Origin of the sequence: Kribbella qitaiheensis (assembly GCF_014217565.1) — a bacterium.
In the GTDB taxonomy this organism is placed as follows: Bacteria; Actinomycetota; Actinomycetes; order Propionibacteriales; family Kribbellaceae; genus Kribbella; species Kribbella qitaiheensis_A.
Map to the genome: position 1 here is coordinate 1273587 of NZ_CP043661.1, position 19284 is coordinate 1292870.

18 protein-coding genes and 2 pseudogenes are annotated in these 19284 nt (G+C 67.2%); 6 read left to right on the plus strand and 14 right to left on the minus strand.

The annotated features are described in order from the left end of the window. Window positions 1-10: 10 nt before the first annotated feature. Both F1D05_RS05685 and F1D05_RS05690 read right to left on the minus strand, forming a co-directional pair. Complete coding sequence (locus F1D05_RS05685; protein WP_185446317.1) at window positions 11-220, minus strand: KTSC domain-containing protein; 210 nt, start codon at window positions 218-220, stop codon at window positions 11-13. A 61-nt stretch (window positions 221-281) separates the two neighbouring features. After that, the gene (locus tag F1D05_RS05690; RefSeq protein ID WP_185446318.1) at window positions 282-653 is read right to left on the minus strand and encodes a helix-turn-helix domain-containing protein; all 372 of its coding nucleotides are present in this window, start codon (window positions 651-653) and stop codon (window positions 282-284) included. A gap of 139 nt (window positions 654-792) precedes the next feature. On the opposite strand from F1D05_RS05690, the gene F1D05_RS05695 reads away from it, so the two are divergent. Then, window positions 793-1077: a hypothetical protein gene (locus F1D05_RS05695; protein WP_206686091.1), complete on the plus strand. Its 285-nt coding sequence runs from the start codon at window positions 793-795 to the stop codon at window positions 1075-1077. Window positions 1078-1137: 60 nt separating this feature from the next. Here F1D05_RS05695 and F1D05_RS05700 read toward each other — a convergent pair whose 3' ends face one another. Beyond that, window positions 1138-1767, minus strand: coding sequence for a hypothetical protein (locus F1D05_RS05700; protein WP_185446319.1), 630 nt, complete (start codon window positions 1765-1767; stop codon window positions 1138-1140). 152 nt (window positions 1768-1919) lie between these two features. Here F1D05_RS05700 and F1D05_RS05705 point away from each other — a divergent pair, with 152 nt between their 5' ends. Next, window positions 1920-2702: an aldo/keto reductase gene (locus F1D05_RS05705; protein ID WP_246486453.1), complete on the plus strand. Its 783-nt coding sequence runs from the start codon at window positions 1920-1922 to the stop codon at window positions 2700-2702. Here F1D05_RS05705 and F1D05_RS05710 read toward each other — a convergent pair. The 5 genes from F1D05_RS05710 to nrdR form a co-directional block, all read right to left on the minus strand. Next, window positions 2699-3472: a DUF2399 domain-containing protein gene (locus F1D05_RS05710; protein WP_246486454.1), complete on the minus strand. Its 774-nt coding sequence runs from the start codon at window positions 3470-3472 to the stop codon at window positions 2699-2701. The genes F1D05_RS05705 and F1D05_RS05710 overlap by 4 nt on opposite strands. Further along, complete coding sequence (locus tag F1D05_RS39805) at window positions 3396-4532, minus strand: DUF2397 domain-containing protein (protein ID WP_246486455.1); 1137 nt, start codon at window positions 4530-4532, stop codon at window positions 3396-3398. Before F1D05_RS39805 ends, F1D05_RS05710 begins: the two co-directional genes overlap by 77 nt. 37 nt (window positions 4533-4569) lie before the next feature. Continuing rightward, the gene (locus tag F1D05_RS05715) at window positions 4570-4731 is read right to left on the minus strand and encodes a hypothetical protein (protein ID WP_185446322.1); all 162 of its coding nucleotides are present in this window, start codon (window positions 4729-4731) and stop codon (window positions 4570-4572) included. Window positions 4732-4960: 229 nt separating this feature from the next. Beyond that, entirely contained in the window at window positions 4961-7840 is a 2880-nt protein-coding gene (locus tag F1D05_RS05720) for a vitamin B12-dependent ribonucleotide reductase (RefSeq protein ID WP_185446323.1), read from the minus strand. 106 nt (window positions 7841-7946) lie between these two features. Continuing rightward, window positions 7947-8438 (minus strand): transcriptional regulator NrdR, encoded by a 492-nt coding sequence (nrdR, locus tag F1D05_RS05725; protein WP_185446324.1) that lies wholly within the window; start codon window positions 8436-8438, stop codon window positions 7947-7949. Window positions 8439-8774: 336 nt separating this feature from the next. Here nrdR and F1D05_RS05730 point away from each other — a divergent pair, with 336 nt between their 5' ends. Together F1D05_RS05730 and F1D05_RS05735 are read left to right on the plus strand one after the other, a co-directional pair. Continuing rightward, the gene (locus tag F1D05_RS05730) at window positions 8775-9725 is read left to right on the plus strand and encodes a nucleoside hydrolase (protein ID WP_185446325.1); all 951 of its coding nucleotides are present in this window, start codon (window positions 8775-8777) and stop codon (window positions 9723-9725) included. Between the two features lie 117 nt (window positions 9726-9842). Beyond that, window positions 9843-11174, plus strand: a complete 1332-nt coding sequence (locus F1D05_RS05735; protein ID WP_185446326.1) for a Gfo/Idh/MocA family protein — start codon at window positions 9843-9845, stop codon at window positions 11172-11174. 10 nt (window positions 11175-11184) lie between these two features. Here the strand turns inward: F1D05_RS05735 and F1D05_RS05740 are convergent, their stop codons facing one another. Further along, window positions 11185-11655 carry a LysM peptidoglycan-binding domain-containing protein gene (locus F1D05_RS05740; protein ID WP_185446327.1) on the minus strand — a complete coding sequence of 157 codons (471 nt, stop codon included), beginning with the start codon at window positions 11653-11655 and terminating at the stop codon, window positions 11185-11187. Window positions 11656-12035: 380 nt separating this feature from the next. On the opposite strand from F1D05_RS05740, the pseudogene lexA reads away from it, so the two are divergent. Then, window positions 12036-12819: pseudogene (gene lexA / locus F1D05_RS05745) on the plus strand (transcriptional repressor LexA). A gap of 48 nt (window positions 12820-12867) precedes the next feature. After that, entirely contained in the window at window positions 12868-13380 is a 513-nt protein-coding gene (locus F1D05_RS05750) for a glutathione peroxidase (RefSeq protein WP_185446328.1), read from the plus strand. Between the two features lie 129 nt (window positions 13381-13509). Here F1D05_RS05750 and ligD read toward each other — a convergent pair whose 3' ends face one another. The 5 genes and pseudogenes from ligD to macS all read right to left on the minus strand — a co-directional run bounded on the left by ligD (window position 13510) and on the right by macS (window position 19102). Then, the gene (gene ligD / locus F1D05_RS05755; protein WP_246486456.1) at window positions 13510-14475 is read right to left on the minus strand and encodes a non-homologous end-joining DNA ligase; all 966 of its coding nucleotides are present in this window, start codon (window positions 14473-14475) and stop codon (window positions 13510-13512) included. Window positions 14476-14479: 4 nt separating this feature from the next. Continuing rightward, a pseudogene (locus F1D05_RS05760) lies at window positions 14480-16463 on the minus strand (ATP-dependent DNA helicase). A 78-nt stretch (window positions 16464-16541) separates the two neighbouring features. Beyond that, on the minus strand, window positions 16542-17093 hold the full coding sequence (locus F1D05_RS39810; RefSeq protein ID WP_246486457.1) for a hypothetical protein: 552 nt from the start codon (window positions 17091-17093) through the stop codon (window positions 16542-16544). 61 nt (window positions 17094-17154) lie between these two features. Beyond that, a complete protein-coding gene (locus tag F1D05_RS05770) occupies window positions 17155-17829 on the minus strand; it encodes a response regulator (protein ID WP_185446329.1) in 675 nt (224 codons plus the stop codon). Between the two features lie 133 nt (window positions 17830-17962). Beyond that, window positions 17963-19102, minus strand: a complete 1140-nt coding sequence (gene macS / locus F1D05_RS05775; RefSeq protein WP_185446330.1) for a MacS family sensor histidine kinase — start codon at window positions 19100-19102, stop codon at window positions 17963-17965. Window positions 19103-19284 lie beyond the last annotated feature (182 nt).

Genomic DNA, 19284 nt, shown 5'->3' on the forward strand with positions numbered 1-19284 from the left:
CCGCGGAGGGTCAGATCTCCGCGAACTCGTAGTACGGCTTGATCTTGGTGTTGACGAAGTTCCCGATGCTCGGGGCGGCCATCAGACCGGCGTACGTCGGCTGCGGCACGTCGAAGTACTGATAGACGCTGCCGTTGACGAACTCCACCTCGAGCGTTCGGCTGGAGGTGCTGTATCCGACCGAACGCACGCTTGCCGACTCCACCATCCGCCGCTTCATGAAGCCAGCCTTTCACCGCCTCCTCCATCAGGCCGTACTACGCGCGCCGCGCGCCCGCCGCCTACATGGCAACCTCGTCGAGAGGAGGCGGTGGGTGCTGGCCGGCCGGCTCGGCGGCCATCCTGGCGAGCACGCGGGTGAGATCGCCGACGGCCGTGTGGAGCTGGCTCAGCAGCGACTCGTCGAGGGCCGGGCGGTCCTCGACGCCGAGATTCGCCAGGAAACGAGCATGGGTCTCCTCAGTGATCAGGTTGAGCGAAGTGTCGAGCGCCTCCTGCAGTTGTGGACTCGGCACCATCTCTGGGCGCTCCCGCCACTTCGCAATCGTGCGCGGGGCGACGCCAAGGTGCTCGGCGAACGCCTCGTTGGTCAGCCGCATGGCTGCGCGCAGGGCGTGCGCATGCCGGCCCGTCCACTGGTCGATGACTGTCATCGGCTCGCTCCTCGCGATCTCGATCACTCCTTGCAATCAGATTACGGCGATCGAGTGACGATTTGGTGCCTGTTCAGTGCCCTGTGGATACAGCTTCGGTTCATGGTCCGGGCGTGCGGACGGGCGTTGACTGTCGGGCATGGACAAGATCAGCGGTAGACAGACGGCGCTCCTGCAGCGACGTCATCTGAAAGTGGCGACCGCGCCTGGACCGCGTCGCTTCGAGTTGGTCCGGCACACCGACGTGTCCGGCGTGAGCGGCACCGGTGTGGTCGCCGAAGGCGTCGAGTGGTCCGACGGCACCGTCACCCTGCACTGGGGCGGCCGCTATCCCACCACCACGGTCTGGCAGGACGGTGTGGACGCCCTCCTCACCATCCACGGCCACCAAGGCGCCACCACCATCCGCTGGCTCGACACCTGATCAGGTAGGGCCGGCGCCCAACCCTGCACCGACGCCGGTCCTACCTCTCGCCCTGCGGAGTCAGCCGGCCAGGGAACGGAGGGCTCGGCGGCTGGGGGTGAGGGTTACTGGTCTGTAGGGGCAGCGGGCGTCGGTGAGGGTTTCGTAGGCGCGGATCGCGCGTTGGGCGGCGTCCCAGCCTTGCTCGGCAGGGCTCTTGCCGAGACCGCGGTTGCGGATCAAGGCGCCGTAGAAGGCCGAGCAGAAGACGGTCGCTTCGTACCAGCCGATGACCGTGCTGGTGCCGATGTAGGTGATGTCGTCCTGCAGGCAGTCGCGGATCGCTCGCTGCCACTTGCCGATCCCCGTTTTGCAGCCGTCGGCGATGACGACGCCACTGGCGATCCCCCACTGACGGTCCAGAAACCAGTCCGCGAGGGCGGTCAGTGAAACCTGGGTCTCACCGTCCGTGCTGAGGAACGACGGCTCCTCGCTGTGGTCACCGTGTGCCATCACGTGCAGAACCGACGAAGGAGTGGTCAGGGCTGAGAACGCCGTCTCATGATCACGGGTCCGGACGAAGTTGACGTCGATCACGGGCCGGTTCCAGCCGGCGTTGATGTTGCTCGTGATGCCCTGGACGAACGTCATCGAGGCGTCGAACGAGCTGTCCAGACCAAGGTCCACCAGTGTGATCAGACGGTTTTTCATCGCCCACCCCTTCGCCTGCCGGCCCCCGCCTCCGAGGGGTCCCGGAACCCATCATGACCCAGCCCGGCGACAGTTTCCGCCCGAGGTCCACATACCGTTGCAGGCATGGAAACCCTCTCGCTCCTACCGTCACGCTGAGCAACGGAACGGCCGTGCCACGGCTTGGTCTGGGCACCTCACCGATGAACGACGCGGATGCCGAGCGCGCCGTCGTACAGGCTCTCGAGGTCGGTTATCGCCTGATCGACACGGCGGAGAACTACCGCAACGAGGTTGGCGTCGGGCGTGCGCTGAAGGGAGTGGCGCGCGATGAGGTGTTCGTGACGTCCAAGTTCAACAAGCGCTGGCACAGCGTGGACGGCGCCCGGGCCGCGTTCGAGGCGAGCGCCGAGCGGCTGGGGTTGGAGTACCTCGACCTACTCCTGATCCACTGGCCCAACCCGGACCAGGATCAGTACGTCGATGCCTGGCGCGGCCTGATCGCGCTGCGCGAGGCCGGCCTTGTCCGCGCGATCGGTACGTCGAACTTCAAGCCGACCCACCTGCAGCGGTTGATCGACGAGACCGGGGTCGCACCCGAGGTGAACCAGATCCAGCTGAGCCCGCTGTGGACCAAGCAGGAGAACCGCGACTTCCACGCCAACCATGGCATCATCACGCAGGCTTGGAGCCCGCTGGGCAACGGCAGGGGCCTCCTGGACAACCCGACCGTCACTGCGATCGCGGCCGCCCACGACAAGACGCCGGCCCAGATCGTGCTCCGCTGGGAGATCCAACTGAACGCAGTACCGATCCCCAAGTCCTCCAACCCCACCCGCCTCGCCCAGAACCTCGCCGTCTTCGACTTCACCCTCACCGACGCCGAGATGGCGACCCTGTCCGCCCTCAACGGAACAGCCTCCACCCCCGCCGACTCCGACCGCTTCGGCCACTAGCCCGTACTACGGGACGCCGCCACCGCTGGCTCGCGAAGTTCGGTCAGTAGCGTGGGGAGAACGGACTCCTCGTGAACAGCCAGCCCATTCAGGCGCATCGCGGCGCCGAGTTCCGCATCCCAGCTCGGTTCGGTCGGGGGATCGAGAAGCTCCGGGCTGCCTGGTTGCAGTCCTGCTTCGTAGTTGGCGGCAGTCATCAGCCACGGCACCACCGAGAAACGAGCAACCAAACGATTCGCGATCGCTATGCCGGCCCAGTCGAAATCGCCGTGATAGCGGAGTCGCGCGGCCGGCACCAACCGCTCCAGCACCGTCGTGACCACCGTGTTCGGCTCACCAGAGGTGCAGACGACCAGTCGGTGACCGCCGAAGGTCTCCGCGATAGCCTCGAGCACCCGCGGGTTCTCGCAGACCAGCACCGGCTCCCCGCGCGGCAGGCTCAGCTCGCAGTGCCGCAGATCCCACGCCGTCAGATGGACCGGATCACCCGCATCGGCAGCCAGCCGCAGGCGGTGCGAGACCCGGTCCTCACCGTCAGGACGGAGCCCCAGCGTGAGACAGGTCGCCGAGATGAGGTCGGGCGTCACGCCGTAGGCCTGCCACAGTTCTCGCCGCTCCCCCGCCGCTGATGGCAAGGTGCGGCCACTCGCCGCCGCCAGCCCACGCAGTACGACGAGATGCAGGAGGCGGTCTTCATCCAAGGCGTGTGCGTCTCCGAGCAGCTTCGCGCCCAGTTCGACGCGGGAGCGAGGCTGGAATTCCGTAGTCACTGCCGTCAGGACCTTGGCGGCAGCGGTGATGACTTGGAGCCCGTCGGATCGATTCGTCAACTCCCCGGTCGTCGGACTCGTCGAACCACCGGGCAAGGTTCAGCAGGTCGCCGTACCGGCTCTGCTCCCTGTCGGCGCGACCGGCCAGCCGACGGAGGTTCACCAGCAGCGAGCGCATCGCGTCGGTGGCCAGGGCGCGCACGTGATCCGCGTCCGAACCGCGGCCGGACGATCCGACGAACCAGGCGTGCAGACTGGCCCAGTCCTCGGGCTCGAGGCCCATGGCCCGCTTCGCCTGGATCCCATCAACGCCGATGAGGCGCTGGCCGGCATTCGCCCGGGCACACAACTCGGGCACGTGAGTCTCGACCGCCCTGAGGCGGTCGGCGATCTGCGGCATATGACGGGAGATCTCGTCCACGAACCGCTGCAAATAGTCCAGCAACGCACCCTTGAAGGCCTCGAACTCCTCACGTCCTAGGTCGTATCGGCTCAGCACTTGGGACAGATACGTGTAGAACTGCCGGGTCGATGCGACAAGCGTCTCGAACTGCGCGAACAGGGTGACGATCTGACGGGCCAGCTCGTCGCTGTCGATCTCGCTCAGGGCAGGGCCGGTCAGACCGTCGAGGGCGTTCAGACCTGCCAGTACGCCGCCGAGCATCTCACTGGAGACCTCCCGGGCGGCATCCGTGTGCCCCAGCAACTCCTCGACCTGGCGATGCACCAGTTCGCCGCGCTGGGTGAGCTGGTAGCGAGCACGATTGGAGAGGTACTCCTTGACACTGCGCGCCTCTGTCTCGCGCGGACTGCGGGCCAGGTTGCCGTGCTCGACCAGGTAGGACAACCGCGCGTCAACCGTGTCCGGATCCAGCTCGACTCCTCGCTCGGCCAAACGCTCGGCGACCTCAGCGGCGGACTGGTCGGACAAGAAACCACTGATGCCACCGGTAAACAGCCGCATCATGGCGACATAACCCGCCGCCTCATCGTTGACGGCGTACCGAAGGGCACCGAGCGTCAATCGCTCGGCGGAACTGAAAGTCGGCTCGCCCGGCACGCTGCAGAGCCCAACGGCAGTCGTAGACAGTTCCGCCTCACGCAGTCACCGTCCCCTCGTACGCAACCCCCGTCCGAAGGGATACAGGCGGGTTGTAGCCGGGGTCGCCCACGTTGATCGGCTCCTGGTCCGCAGCACGCGGCCAACTGTGCGACAACTGGCCGGTGAACGGCCTGTCACCGAGCAGTACGTCGGCCACTCCTTCACCCTGCGATCCCTGTTGCGCTCAACGGTTGTCAGGACTTCTCCCGATGTGGTCAGACGACTGAGGCGCCCTCGCCGGGTGATGACTAGTTACGCGCTAAGAACCGTCCGCCGACACTTCCCTTCCTGGCGAAGGTTCTCGACGAAGCGAACAGATCTAGACGCGCTGCGGCCCCCGGGGGATGTGGGAAGTTCCCGGGGGCCGTGGCGCTATCAATTGGGGGTTAGCTGCAGCCGGAGGTGCTGCCGCAGCCTTCGCAGACGTAGCAGGAGCCGGACGGGCGCATCTTGGTGCCGCAGGTGAAGCACAGGGGTGCGTCGACTGAGGTGCCGGTGATGAGCTCGAACATTTCTGCTGTGGTGCGGACCTCGGAGGTGTCGAGCGGCTTGGCGCCGGCCTCTTCCACCGTGGGCTTGTCGGCGACCGGCTCGACGGCCTTCAGGGACTCCGCCTCGGAGACCTCTACCGGCGCTTCGTACGAACCGGTGTCGAGCTGGCGGGAGCGCTCATCGGCCGAGTAGATGCCGAGGGCGGAGCGCTCGTCGAAGGACAGGTGGTCCAGCGCCAGGCGGCGGAAGATGTAGTCCATGATCGACTGCGCCATCCGCACGTCCGGGTCGTCGGTCAGACCGGCCGGCTCGAACTTCAGGTTGGTGAACTTCTGGACGTACGTCTCCAGCGGCACACCGTGCTGCAGGGCGATCGAGATCGCGATCGAGAAGGCGTCCATCACCCCGGCCAGGGTCGACCCCTGCTTGCCCATCTTCAGGAAGACCTCGCCCAGACCGTCGTCCGGGTAGGAGCCGGCGGTCATGTAACCCTCCGCGCCACCGACACTGAACGACGTGGTCCGCGACGGACGCGACTTCGGCAGGCGCTTGCGCGTCGGCCGGTACTCGATGATCTTCTCGATCACCGGCTCGGCGGCCGCGGCCTCGGCAGCGGCGCTGGCCTTGGCGGACTTGGAGTCCGACAGCGGCTGGCCCACCTTGCAGTTGTCGCGGTAGACGGCCAGTGCCTTCAGGCCGAGCTTCCAGCCCTGGAAGTAGACATCCGCGATCTCCTCGACGGTCGCCGTCTCCGGCAGGTTGACCGTCTTGGAGATGGCGCCGGACAGGAACGGCTGCGCGGCCGCCATCATCCGGACGTGGCCCATCGGCTTGATCGACCGCTCGCCCATCGCGGTGTCGAAGACCTCGTAGTGCTCGGTCTTCAGCCCCGGAGCGCCGACCACGTGGCCGTGCTCGGAGATGTACTCGACGATCGCCTCGATCGTCTCCTCGGTGTAGCCGTACTTGCGCAGCGCCCGCGGCACCGTCTGGTTGACGATCTGCATCGAGCCGCCGCCGACCAGCTTCTTGAACTTGACCAGCGAGAAGTCCGGCTCGATACCGGTCGTGTCGCAGTCCATCATGAAGCCGATCGTGCCGGTCGGTGCCAGCACCGAGGCCTGCGCGTTGCGCCAGCCGTTCTTCGCGCCGATCTTCAGGACGCCGTCCCAGGCCGCCGTGGCGTGCTTGTGGACGTCCTTGTCGATCTCGTCGAGGGTGCGGATCGCGTCGTTGGCCGCGGCGTGCTTGCGCATCACCCGGGCGTGCGCTTCCTTGTTCCGCTCGAAGCCGTCGTACGGGCCGACGACTGCGGCGAGCTCTGCCGACCGCTTGTACGACGTACCGGTCATCAGGGAGGTGATAGCGCCCGCCAGCGCGCGACCACCGTCTGAGTCGTAGGCGTGTCCGGTCGCCATCAGCAGCGCGCCGAGGTTGGCGTAGCCGATGCCGAGCTGACGGTAGGCGCGGGTGGTGTCGCCGATCGCCTCGGTCGGGAAGTCCGCGAAGCAGATCGAGATGTCCATCGCGGTGATGATCAGCTCGACGGACTTGACGAAGTTCGCCGAGTCGAAGGTGTCGTCGTCCTTCAGGAACTTCATCAGGTTCAGCGAAGCGAGGTTGCAGGACGAGTTGTCCAGGTGCATGTACTCCGAGCACGGGTTGGACGCGGTGATCCGGCCCGTCTCCGGCGTCGTGTGCCAGTCGTTGATGGTGTCGTCGTACTGCAGACCCGGGTCGGCGCAGGCCCAGGCGGCGTGGCTGATCTTGTCGAACAGCTCGCGGGCGTCGACGGTCTCGATCACCGAGTTGTCGATCCGGGCCCGCAGACCGAACGAGTCCTTCTCCTCGACCGCGCGCATGAACTCGTCGGTCACCCGGACCGAGTTGTTCGCGTTCTGGTACTGCACCGAGGTGATGTCGCGGCCACCGAGGTCCATGTCGTACCCGGCGTCGCGGAGGACGCGGATCTTGTCCTCCTCGCGCATCTTGGTCTCGACGAACTCCTCGATGTCCGGGTGGTCGACGTCCAGCACGACCATCTTGGCCGCGCGCCGGGTGGCGCCACCGGACTTGATCGTCCCTGCCGACGCGTCCGCGCCGCGCATGAAGCTGACCGGGCCGGAGGCCGTCCCGCCGGACGACTGCAGCAGCTCCTTGGAGGAGCGGATCCGGGACAGGTTCAGACCGGCACCGGAGCCGCCCTTGAAGATCAGGCCCTCTTCCTTGTACCAGTTCAGGATCGAGTCCATCGAGTCGTCGACGGCGAGGATGAAGCAGGCCGACACCTGCTGCGGGGACGACGTACCGACGTTGAACCAGACCGGCGAGTTGAAGCTGAAGTACTGGTGCAGCAGCATCCAGGTCAGCTCGTGCTCGAACACCTCGGCGTCCGCGTCGGTGGCGAAGTACCCGTGCTCCTCGCCGGCCTTGCGGTAGGTCTTGACCACCCGGTCGAGCAGTTGCTTGAGGCTCCACTCGCGGTTGTCGTGACCGACGGCACCGCGGAAGTACTTGGTGGTGACGATCGTGGAGGCGTTCACGCTCCAGTAGTCCGGGTACTCGACCCCGCGCTGCTCGAAGACGGTCTCACCGGTCTTCCAGTTCTGCTGCACGACGTCGCGACGCTCCCACGTCACCTCGTCGTACGGGTGAATGCCCTCGGTCGTGAAGATGCGATCGATGGTGAGTCCTGCCGGGGCGTTCTTGCCCCGGCGGAACCCGGCCGTCGACCTCTTGGTCGACCCCGAATGGCCGGTCACCGTCTCTGTCATGGTTGCTCCTCGCCCTGTGTCTGCGGTCTGTCGGGACCGCCCCGTTGAGTCCTGCCCGTACTGCGACTGCCGGTACTGCGTGTTGCTTGTCGTGCTGATCCCCGATTTATGTCTGTGGTGTGCCGTGCGGAGTCGGCTCGGTGCCCTCGGGCTCCTTCTCGGCCCGCAGCAGCGCGATCTCGGTCTCGAAGTCGTCGGCCGACTCGAACTGCCGGTAGACACTGGCGAACCGCAGGTACGCGACCTCGTCCAGCTCCCGCAGCGGTCCGAGGATCGCCAGTCCGACCTCGTGCGCGGGCACCTCCGGCGAACCGCCGCCCTTGAGCGCGTCCTCCACCCGCTGCCCCAGCCGGGCCAGCGCGTCCACGTCCACCGGCCGGCCCTTGCAGGCCTTGCCCACGCCCCTGATCACCTTCTCGCGGCTGAACGGCTCGGTCGCGCCGGAGCGCTTCACGACCGTCAGCTGCATCTGCTCGACGGTGGTGAACCGCTTCTCGCAGACCGGGCACTGCCGGCGGCGGCGGATCGCTCCGCCGTCCTCGGCGACCCGGCTGTCGACGACCCGGGAGTCCACGTGCCGGCAGTACGGACAGTGCATGTCGGATCACTCCTCCCGAGCGGTCCACCCTCGCTTCCAGGGGTGGATCTGTGGATCGATCTGGGGACAACTTGTGTATGACCTGTGAGTAACCAACCACTACCTGTGGAGAACTACAGGCGTGTAACTACTACATCTAGGGATGCTACGTCCGGGCTCCGACAGTTTGCAAGAACGCCCGAATCTCGCGCGCGTCTCCTTGTTCCAACACTCGCGCGACCCCGTGTAGTCCCGCGTGGCGCCCGCACGAAGGCCTTTCGGAGGAGCAAACTACGCCAGGCCGACAGGTCCCCCCGGCAGGCTCTGCGGACCGCTGGGATGAGCGAGGATGTCGGCATGAAACCGGTCATCCTCGACGTCGACACCGGGCTCGACGACGCCTGCGCGCTGCTGCTCGCCGCCCGCCATCCGGACCTCGAACTGCTGGCGGTGACCTGCGTCGGCGGCAACGTCGGTCTGGACCAGGTCGTCGTCAACACCCTCACCGTTCTCGAAGCAGCCGGCCGCCCGGACGTCCCGGTGGCTCGCGGAGCCGCCACACCGCTCCTGCAGCCGGTACGGGCCGCGCCGCATGTCCACGGCGTCGATGGACTCGGCAACCTCGACTGGCCCCGATCAACCCGTACTACGGACCCGCGGCACGCTGTCGAACTGCTCCGCGACGTACTGCTCGAGGCCGCCCGGACCGGCGACAAGGCGACGCTGATCCCGCTGGCGCCGATGACCAACATCGCGTTGCTGCTGAGGACCTATCCCGAAGCGGCCGCCGGACTGGCCGAGATCGTCTTCATGGGCGGCGCGGCCGGGATCGGCAACGCCACCGCCTCGGCGGAGTTCAACATCTGGACCGACCCGGAGGCCGCCGCGATCGTGCTGGCGGCGGCGGGCGAACTCGGCGTACCGGTCACCATGTACGGCCTCGATGTGTTCTACGACGTCAAGATCACGCTCGACGAGGCACGCGACTTGAAGGGATCTCCGTCGGCCGACCTGGCCCGCGCCCTGATCGAGAAGCGGAGCGAGCTGTACGGCGCGGAGGGCGCGAGCATCGGGGACGGCGGGGCTGTGTGCGCCGTGATCGACCCCGCCGGCCTGACCACGCAGGCGTTCCCGCTCCGGGTCGAGCTGTCCGGCAGTTGGTCGAGGGGACGCACGATCGTCGACACCCGGGACTGGACCCAGGACCTGAGCAGCGATCCGTACGGCGCGGCGCCGACCGTGGTGCAGGTGGCTACCGCGGTTGACGCGCGCAGCTACGCGGATCTCTGGTTGCGCACGGTCGGCTGACTGTCCGGCCGATAGCCCGGTCGAAAAGCGGTTGTCCGGAATCGGCCATTCCGGTTGTCCGGCCGAGGCACGCGTGGTTGGGTGGTAAGCGCTTGCCCACCTGCTCAGGGAGCGCTTGTGCCTACTGTGACCGAAGCCCGCCGCCGTTATGCCGTCGTCGGATTGGGGGCCCGGGCGCAGACTTTTGTCGACGCACTCGCGGGCCCGTACGCCGATCGCGCCGAACTGGCCGGATTCTGCGATCTGAATGAAACCCGGATGGCCGTCCACAATCGCCGGCTGGCCGAAAAACTCGGGCATCCCGCGGTTCCGCAGTACAAGGCAGCCGATTTCGAGCTGATGCTGAAGGAACAACAGGTCGACGTCGTGGTGGTGACGTCGATGGACCGTACTCACGACGACTACATCGTGAGCGCACTGGAGGCGGGGCTGGACGTCGTCACGGAGAAGCCGATGACGATGGATCCGGCCCGCTGCCGGCGCATTCTGGCTGCCGCGGAGAAGGCGACCGGATCGGTGCGGGTGGCGTTCAACTATCGCTACAACCCGGTGCACGAGAAGGTCCGCGAAGTACTGCAGTCGGGCGCGATCGGGGAAATCGGCTCGGTGCACTTCGAATGGCTGCTGGACGTCCGGCACGGCGCCGACTACTTCCGGCGCTGGCACCGCGAGAAGGCGAACGCGGGCGGGCTGATGGTGCACAAGGCGACGCACCATTTCGACCTGGTGAACTGGTGGATCGGTTCCGAACCGGTCAAGGTCTTTGCCGACGGCAAGTTGTTCTTCTACGGCGCCGAGAACGGTCAGCGCCGCGGGCTGGCGCGGGACTACGAACGGGCCGACGGTTCGGCGGCGGCCGCGGACGATCCGTTCGCGATCAAGCTCGCGGCGAACGACGTACTGCGGGAGCTCTATCTCGAGGCCGAGCACGAGGACGGCTACCACCGGGACCAGAACGTGTTCGGCGAGGGGATCACGATCGAGGACGACATGGCGATACTGGTTCGCTATGCCTCGGGAGCTTCGCTGAGCTATCACCTGACGGCGTACTCGCCTTGGGAGGGCTACCGGATCGCCTTCAACGGGAGCTCCGGGCGGCTGGAGTTGCTGGTGCGGGAGAACACGTTCGCAACTCCGCCCGAGGAGCAGCGGCATGCGACGGCGGTCCAGCATGGTGACGCCGCGCCGGGTGAGACCGAGGCGCTACTGACGCTTCATCCGTTGTGGGAGCCGCCGCGGACGTTGCTGCACCATGAGCTCGGACAAGGCCATGGCGGCGGGGATGCGCGGTTGCTGGAGTCGCTGTTCGGCTCCCCCTGCGACGATCCGCTGGGTCGCAGTGCGGATCACCACGATGGCGCGCGCTCATTGCTGGTCGGGCTCGCGGCCAATCAGTCCTTCGAAACCGGTCAGGCGGTCATTGTGTCCACACTGCTCGGCCAGGACTAGCGGACCAGGGTTAGCGGACCGGGATCTGGAGGGTCTGGCCGGGGGTGATGTCGGCCGGGGTACGCAGGTTGTTCAGGTCGGCGATCTGCTCGACCACGGTGGCCGCGTTCTCGGTCGGGTTGGTCTCCTGGGCGATCGACCAGAGGGACTGACCGGCGCCGACCTGGACCGAGATGGTGTGCGTGAACTGCGGCGCCGGCTCGAGTACGCCGGCGACCCGGAGGCCGAGGACGGCGACCGCGGCACCGAAGATCAGCACCGAGACCGTGGTCAGCAGCAGCCGGCCGCGCCTGGTCAGTCGCAAGGCCGGCGGCTCGATCTCCGCCATCTGGAGGTGCCGGCCGAGGTCGTCACCGGAACAGGCACGGACCGGAAGGCTTTCGGTGGTGGTGCCGGCGATGCGGCGGCGCCGGGTCGGGCGACTGCCGCCCACCTCGGGCACAGCCGTGGTCGCGCCTGCCGCCAGGGCCGCTGTACTCATCGGATCCTCCAGACCTCGTTCAGACCTCGTCCTGCGGTGTCGATCCCTGTCTACCGGCCGGCGCCGACAGTTTTCGTCGAGCGCCGCCCCGAACCGCTCCGGCGACCCGATCCGAACACCTGTTCGATCGAACGCCTGTACGAATGATTAACCGAACCCGGCCCGGTACGCAACCATTTCCAACGCCGACACGCCGCCGATATTCCCGCCGGCGGGCCCGCCGCGATGGCTCTATAACCTGACACACGAACAAACGTGCGAATCGACACGCCTTCGAACAGATGTTTGAAGAATCTCAGAATTCGGTCTACGGTCTTCTCAGTCGTTGAAAGCTTGGCCGGCGGTTCGACCGCCGGCCTGACCCCGAGGAGTTGCCACCGATGGCCAGGACGCCGAGAGGTTCCAGCAAGGACGAGCGCACCGCCGCGGGGGCAGCTACCAAGGCCGCCAAGACGGTGTCCGAGCTGCCTGACGGCCCGGCCGACGCCACCGGTCTGACCCCGCGTCAGCGCCGCGTCCTGGACGTGATCCGCGATTCCGTCGACAGCCGGGGCTACCCGCCGTCGATGCGCGAGATCGGCGAGAAGGTCGGTCTGACCAGCTCCTCGTCGGTGTCGCACCAGCTGAAGGTGCTCGAGCAGAAGGGCCTGCTGCGCCGCGACCCGAACCGGCCCGCGCGCGATCGAGGTCCGCTATCCGGGCGAGGTCGCCGACGCGGCGCGCCGCGGTTCGGTCGGTTCGGTCCGGCAGACCTCGTACGACGAGACCGGGGCGGGCGACGCCCACCCGGACGCGGTCTACGTGCCGGTGGTCGGCCAGATCGCCGCCGGTAACCCGATCCTTGCCGAGCAGGACATCGAAGAGGTCTTCCCATTGCCCAGGGCAATGGTCGGGGAAGGCACCCTGTTCATGCTGAAGGTCAAGGGCGAGTCGATGATCGACGCGGCCATCTGCGACGGCGACTGGGTCGTCGTACGGCAGGAGCAGACCGCCGAGAACGGCGACATCGTCGCTGCCATGATCGACGGCGAGGCGACGGTGAAGACGTTCAAGAAGACCGCGACCGAGATCCTGCTGCTTCCGCACAACCCGGCGTTCGAGCCGATCGACGGCAAGGATGCGGTCATTCTCGGGAAGGTCGTAACAGTTCTGCGGCGTGTCTGACATCTCAGACGGCGAGCGGAGTCAGCGCAGACATGTCAGGATTGAGATATGACGACTGTCTATGACTTCAGTGCCACCCGGATCGAAGGCAATGAACAGTCTCTTGCCGACTTCCGTGACCAGGTGCTCCTGGTGGTGAATACGGCCTCGCAATGCAGCCAGACCCCGCAGTACTCCGGCCTGCAGAAGCTGTACAAGACATACCGCAAGCAGGGCTTCTCCGTGCTCGGATTCCCCTGCGACCAGTTCGGCCACCAGGAGCCCGGCGACGAGAACGAGATCGCGAACTTCTGTTCGACGATCTATCACGTGTCTTTCCCGATGTTCGCCAAGATCGACGTGAACGGGTCCAAGACGCTGCCGCTGTTCAACTGGCTCAAACGCGAGCAGGGCGGCCTGCTGGGCGGGCGGATCAAGTGGAACTTCACCAAGTTCCTGATCGCCCGCGACGGCAGCGTGCTGGCCCGCTACGCGCCGACACACACGCCGGAGAAGCTCGCCGACAAGGTCGGAGCCGCCCTCGCGGTCCCGGCCCCAAGCCGCCGGGAATCGAACGACTGACCAACCGGCACAGGGTGGAATCGATACCCTATCCACCCTGTCAGTACAGTTCTGCGGGTGCCGACCGGCGCAGGAGCGGGCGACCCTGCGCGGGTGAGCGCCCGAGTACGAGCGCGCGGAACGGGGTTGTTAGCGGGTTACTGATTGTGGGTCTATGTCTAGGCGGAGGCCTCGCCAGACTGGGTGGCGGAGGCGGCCGTCGGCGGCCCAGCCGGAGTAGGTGACTTCGGCGACGAGGAGGGGGTCGAGCCAGTGGGCGGCTCGGCGGTCGGTGGCGGGGACCGAGGTGACGTCGAAGGGTGGGGTGTCGATCTCGAGGGCGGCCAGTTCGGCGCTGAGGATTTCGAGCATCGCGAAGTCCAGGCCGGAGCCGACCTTGCCGATCAGGACCAGGTCGTCGCCGTCGTAGGCGCCGCAGTACAGGGAGCCGATCTTGCCTTCGCGGTTCCCCTCCCCCGGATGCCAGCCGCAGAGGATCACGTCGCGGGTGAGTACCGGTTTCACCTTCACCCAGTCCGAGCTGCGTTTGCCGGACAGGTAGCGCGACTTGCGCCGTTTGGCGACCACGCCTTCGAGTCCGGTCGACGCCGACAGCTCGAGCGCCTCCTCGCCGTCGGCATAGGCCTGCGGGACCTCCCAGAACGGGTCGGTGAGCTCCAGCGAGTCGAGCAGCCCGCGCCGCGCGTCATAGGTTGCCTCAAGCAATGACTTGCCGTCGAACCGCAGCACGTCGAAGACCCGGACCGACACCGGCACCTGCTTGATCAACTGGGTCAGCTGGCGCGGATCGCGAACGTGCATCCGGCGCTGCAGCAGCCCGAACGACGGCGCCCCGTTCTCGTCCAGCGTGACGATCTCACCATCCAGTACGGCGGGGAGCCGTAGGCCGGCGTCGTTGGCCAGGCCCAGAAGTTCCGGGTACCCCGCGGAGACGTCGCGGCTGTTGCGGGACCACAGCCGGCAGCCGTCCGCGTCGACCTCCGCGATCACCCGGATGCCGTCCCACTTCATCTCGTACGACCAACTCGGGCCGGACGGCATCGGTCCGAGTGCCGCCATCATCGGCAGCACCGGCGGACCACCGGCCGGACTCACGAGGTCACGAGTCCTGGAGTCGCTTCAAGGCGCCGAGCACCTTCTCACGATCGGCCGTCGGCCACATCGGGGGCAAGGAGGCACGCAGATAGCCGCCGTACCGCGCGGTCACGATCCGCGGATCCAGGATCGCCACCACGCCCCGGTCAGAGGTCCGCCGGATCAGCCGGCCGGTCCCCTGCGCGAGCAGCAACGCGGCATGGGTGGCTGCCACAGCCATGAAGCCGTTCCCGCCCGCCTCGTCGACGGCTCGCTGCCGGGCCGCCATCAACGGCTCATCGGGACGCGGGAACGGGACCCGGTCGATGATCACCAGGTTGCAGGTCGAGCCCGGCACGTCGATGCCCTGCCAGAGCGACAACGTGCCGAACAGCGAGGTCTCCGGGTCCTCGATGAACTCGCGGGCCAACTCCCCCAGCTGGGCATCGCCCTGGCACAAGATCTTCAGGTCGGTGGCCTCGCGAACGGCGGCGGTGGCGGCCTCGGCCGCCCGGCGGGACGAGAACAACCCGAGCGTGCGACCACCCGCGGCCGTGATCAGGTCGATGATCTCCTCGAACTGCTTCTTGCCCAGCCCGTCACGATGCGGTGGCGGCAGATGCTTGGCGACGTACAGGATCCCCTGCTTCTCGTACTCGAACGGCGAGCCGACGTCGAGCCCTCGCCATGGCAACGGCCCCGTTTCCGAGTCGGTGTCGATCGACGGCGTCTCGTCGTCGTCGGCCAGCTTGTCGGACGGCCGCAGCCCGACCTGGCGCGCGATCGCGTCGAAGTCACCGCCCAGGGTCAACGTCGCCGATGTCAGGATGACGGTCCGGTCCTTCAGCACGAGCTCGCGAAGTAGCCCGGCCACGGTCAGCGGGGCGATCCGCAGTTCGCGGCCGAAGCGCTCCCGGTCGACCAGCCAGACCACGTCCAGATCGTTCAGCGCGGCGACGCGTTCGGCGACGTCGTAGATCTCCTTCACCGCGCCCTTGGACTGCCGCTTGGCCCCGTCCGGGTCGTTGTCGGAGGAGTCGTCGGATTTCTTGTTCAGGTCGGAGTACACCGAGCGAGCAGCGTCGCGGACCAGCCCAGCAGCCTCCAGGACGACGCCGTTGGCGGCCTCGATCCGGCCCTCCCGGGTCTCGTCCAGGGCTGCCCGCAGCGCGTCGGAGGCGTCGATCAGGTCATCCGCGTGGTCGTCGTCGATGAACCGACGGGCCCGCTTGGCGGCGCGTTCGACCATCTGCGGCGACAACTCCGCGCCCGCCGCGCCGGTGACCCGGGCCGGCAGCTCGTGAGCCTCGTCGACGATCACCACGTCGTGCTCGGGCAGCACGGTCCTGTTCTCGAAGGCGTCGATCGAGAGCAGCGCGTGGTTGGTGATCACGATGTCCGCCTTGCGCGCCTGCTCCTTCGACTTCTCCGCGAAGCATTCGTCGCCGTACGGGCATTTCTGGGCGCCGAGGCACTCGCGCGCGGCGATCGCGACCTGCTGCCAGGCCTGGTACTGATGAGTGGGCGCGTGGTCCCGGTCGCCCGCCTTGCCGTCCAGCAGTTGCTGCTCGGCCCAGTCGCGCAACTCGAGCACCTGCTGCCCGACCGGCCCGGCCGGCGGGACGTCGATCAGCATGCCGTCCTCGTCCGGTGCGCCCTCGCGGATCCGGTGCAGGCAGGCGTAGTTGTTCCGGCCCTTCTGGATCGCGTACGCCGGGCGGCGCGGCAACAGCTTCTCCGTCGCGTCCAGCAACGCCGGCATGTCCCGGTCGACCAACTGCGACTGGAGCGCCAGCGTCGCCGTGGAGACGACCACCCGCCGGTCCTCCAAGGCGTGCATCAGCGCGGGCACCAAGTACCCGAGTGACTTACCCGTTCCCGTCCCGGCCCTGGACGAGGAGATGGGCTCCGTCCTCCATCGACCCGTTGACCGCCTCGGCCATTTCGACCTGGCCAGGCCTGGTCTGACCGCCGATACCGGCGACCGCGGCCTCCAGCAATTCCCGCACTTCGACACCCACCGGATCACCCTAGCCCGCCGGACGGACAATCCCCGACCAGCTCACTGCGGGCTGTGGAAAACCCGGTCAGACCACCGCGCCGCGGTCGGGTTCGGCGTCGCGATCGCGTTGCTTGACCTTCGGCCGGGTTGGCGGAGCCGGAAAACGCTTCTCCAGCTCTACCAGGAGCGGTGCCGCCGTCAGGTTGGACCAATACGTTCCGACCAGGATGCCCAGCAGCAGTGCCAGCGCGAAGTCGGCCAGCGAATCGCCACCGAGGAAGAGCAGCGCGGCGAGGATGAAGAGCGTGCTGATGCCGGTGTTGATGGTCCGCGGCAGCACGTTGACGATCGCGGTGTCGACGACCGGGCCGAGGCTCTCGGTCGATCGGGTGACGCCGAGCGCGTCGATCCGGCGGCGCAGTACTTCCAGGGCCTTGTCCGTGGTCTCTTGCCGGCCTTGACGGTCGGCGAGTCGCTCGTCTCCAGCACGGTCTGGGTGCCGCCGCGCAGATCCAGGCCGAGTTAAGGCTTCGCGGTCATCACCACGTATCCGGACGCGGCCAGGATCAGGAACGCGAAGAGCGCTCGGACCAGGGACGCGCGTTTCACTGACAGCCTCCGGGAGATGGGCACCCAAGGTGCGGGTGTCGTGACTCAGAGCAATCCACTGGGAGTGGACGGACGGTGTACGGACGCGCTCAAGATGTCGGCCGCTGGTGCGTCGGCGGCGCTGGCTCGTCTTCGGAGGAGTCGATGCCGTGCTCGATGGCGTAGCGGACGAGCTCCGCGCGGTTGTGAAGTTGCAGCTTGCGCAGGGTGTTCTGGACGTGGTTCTCCACGGTTCGGTGCGACAGCACCAACCTGGTCGCGATCTGCTTGGCGGTCAGCCCGCGAGCGACGAGCCGCAGTACGTCGGTCTCCCGCTCGGTCAGCTGCGGCACCTCTGGCCCGGCACCGAGTCGCCGGTACTCCCCCAGCAGCAACCCGGCCAGGCCCGCGCTGAACACTGCATCGCCCTCAGCAGTACGGCGTACAGCGTCGTCGAACTCGTCCAGCGATGCGGACTTCACCAGATAACCGGAGGCGCCGTTCTTCACCGCAGCCAGTACGTCGGCCTGCTCCGCGCTGGCCGACAGCACGAGCACCCGGGTGTCCGGCAGTGCAGCGGTGATCTCCCGGGTGGCGTCGACCCCGGACCCCTCCCCCAACTGCAGGTCCATCACCACCACGTCCGGTCGGGTCGCCAACGCGATCCGGATCCCGCCCGCGACGTCCGCGGCCGTCGCGCAGACGTCGTACCCACGACTGCCGAGATCCCGGGCGACACCTTCGCGCCACATCGGATGGTCGTCGACGATCATCACCCTGGTCATGGGGCCTCCCGGTCTGGACTGAGGAGCGAAGCGAGGAGGGAAGCGAGGAGGGAAGCGAGGAGGGAAGCGAGGAGGGAAGACCGGGAGTCGAGGCCCAGGACCCGCCAAGCCGAAGGCGCGGCCAACAACAGAGTCATGAGGTGCTCACTCTCATCTCCCACTCCGTCCCCTCGCCCGGAGCGGTCCGGACCGAGACGCTGCCACCCAGATCGGTGATCCGGCCGCGGATCGACTGGCTCACTCCGAGGTGCCCGTCGGATCCGGCCTGTTCGAGCCGGTCGGGGGTCGTCCCGGTCCCATCGTCGCGGACGGACAGCAGCACCTCGTCACCGAGGTCCTCGACCACCACCCACGACCGCGCGGCCGGCCCGGCGTGCTTGTCCACGTTGCTCAGGGCCTCTTTGACCACGGCAACCAGTTCAGTAGCAGTCGCCGTCGGCAACAGCACCTGCTCTGCCGGTACTACGACGTCCACCCGCGTCGTGGCGAACGGGATCAGCAGCATGCAGAGGTCTATCCGTCCCCGGTCACCTGTCAGCGGCCGGGATGCCATCAGGGTGCGCAGTGCGACCTCCTGCTCGGCTGCGAGCGTCGCAAGCTCCGCTGCCTCGCCGCCGATCGCAGTACCGCGTCTCTGTACTTGGGCGAGCACCTGCAGTACTCCGTCATGGATCGACCGGCCCAGGCGGAGCCGCTCAGCCGCAGCGCTCTCAGCCGCGATCGCCTCGCGCAGGCGCAGGTTGGCGCGGCGCATGGTGGTCGCGGCGTACCCGACGACCAGTCCGGAGACCAGGAGCAGCTGGACGTTGCTGAGGATCTTCGCCGCGTTGTCCACGCCGCGGAGCGACAACAGAGCAAGGCTGATGGCCGCAGCGCCGAGCAGGCCGCCGTCCCTGCCCCGGGAGATGCCCAGAGCAATCACTGGGCCTGCTGCCCAGACAGAAGTGAGTACTGAGGCTCCGCCGCGGATGTCCAGCAGCGGCTGCGCCAACAAGGTCGCGTACATGCAGCCGATCGTCACCAGGAGGTCCGCCAAAGCAAGCCGGGTGTTCCGCCGTCCCCAGTGCCTGCTGTAGCCGATGGAGGCGACGACGGTCCAGGCGCCCATGATGGCGAGCTGGATGATCGCCCCGGACGGCCGGTAGATGCCGTCCCACCGGGACCAGACGCCGAAGCAGGCGAACCCCCAGGTGATCACGCGGAACACCACCAACGCGCGCCACAGCGGTAACAACAGGTCCGCGGAGTCACCACGCGACCGGACATCCTCCATGGCGGACAGTCTGCCAACCGGGCGGGCCCTGACGCTGCATACAGGTACTCCAGTCGACTGAGTGGTCTTACTCAGTTGCGTACACGAATGATTCCCCCCGGTTACCTGAAATTTTTCCCGAACTACTTCAGCAACCCCGGTTTTCCCCGTACTGTCGCGCAGAAGTACACGCTCGGGGGAGC

Bases quoted from the DNA above. Each gene is read 5' to 3' on its own strand.
- nrdR (WP_185446324.1), bottom strand. From the start codon at position 8,438: ATGCACTGTCCGTACTGCCGGCACGTGGACTCCCGGGTCGTCGACAGC.
- F1D05_RS05700 (WP_185446319.1), bottom strand. From the start codon at position 1,767: ATGAAAAACCGTCTGATCACACTGGTGGACCTTGGTCTGGACAGCTCG.
- F1D05_RS05690 (WP_185446318.1), bottom strand. From the start codon at position 653: ATGACAGTCATCGACCAGTGGACGGGCCGGCATGCGCACGCCCTGCGC.
- F1D05_RS05770 (WP_185446329.1), bottom strand. From the start codon at position 17,829: ATGACCAGGGTGATGATCGTCGACGACCATCCGATGTGGCGCGAAGGT.
- F1D05_RS05685 (WP_185446317.1), bottom strand. From the start codon at position 220: ATGAAGCGGCGGATGGTGGAGTCGGCAAGCGTGCGTTCGGTCGGATAC.
- F1D05_RS05740 (WP_185446327.1), bottom strand. From the start codon at position 11,655: ATGAGTACAGCGGCCCTGGCGGCAGGCGCGACCACGGCTGTGCCCGAG.
- macS (WP_185446330.1), bottom strand. From the start codon at position 19,102: ATGGAGGATGTCCGGTCGCGTGGTGACTCCGCGGACCTGTTGTTACCG.
- F1D05_RS05720 (WP_185446323.1), bottom strand. From the start codon at position 7,840: ATGACAGAGACGGTGACCGGCCATTCGGGGTCGACCAAGAGGTCGACG.
- F1D05_RS05750 (WP_185446328.1), top strand. From the start codon at position 12,868: ATGACGACTGTCTATGACTTCAGTGCCACCCGGATCGAAGGCAATGAA.
- F1D05_RS05695 (WP_206686091.1), top strand. From the start codon at position 793: ATGGACAAGATCAGCGGTAGACAGACGGCGCTCCTGCAGCGACGTCAT.
- F1D05_RS05730 (WP_185446325.1), top strand. From the start codon at position 8,775: ATGAAACCGGTCATCCTCGACGTCGACACCGGGCTCGACGACGCCTGC.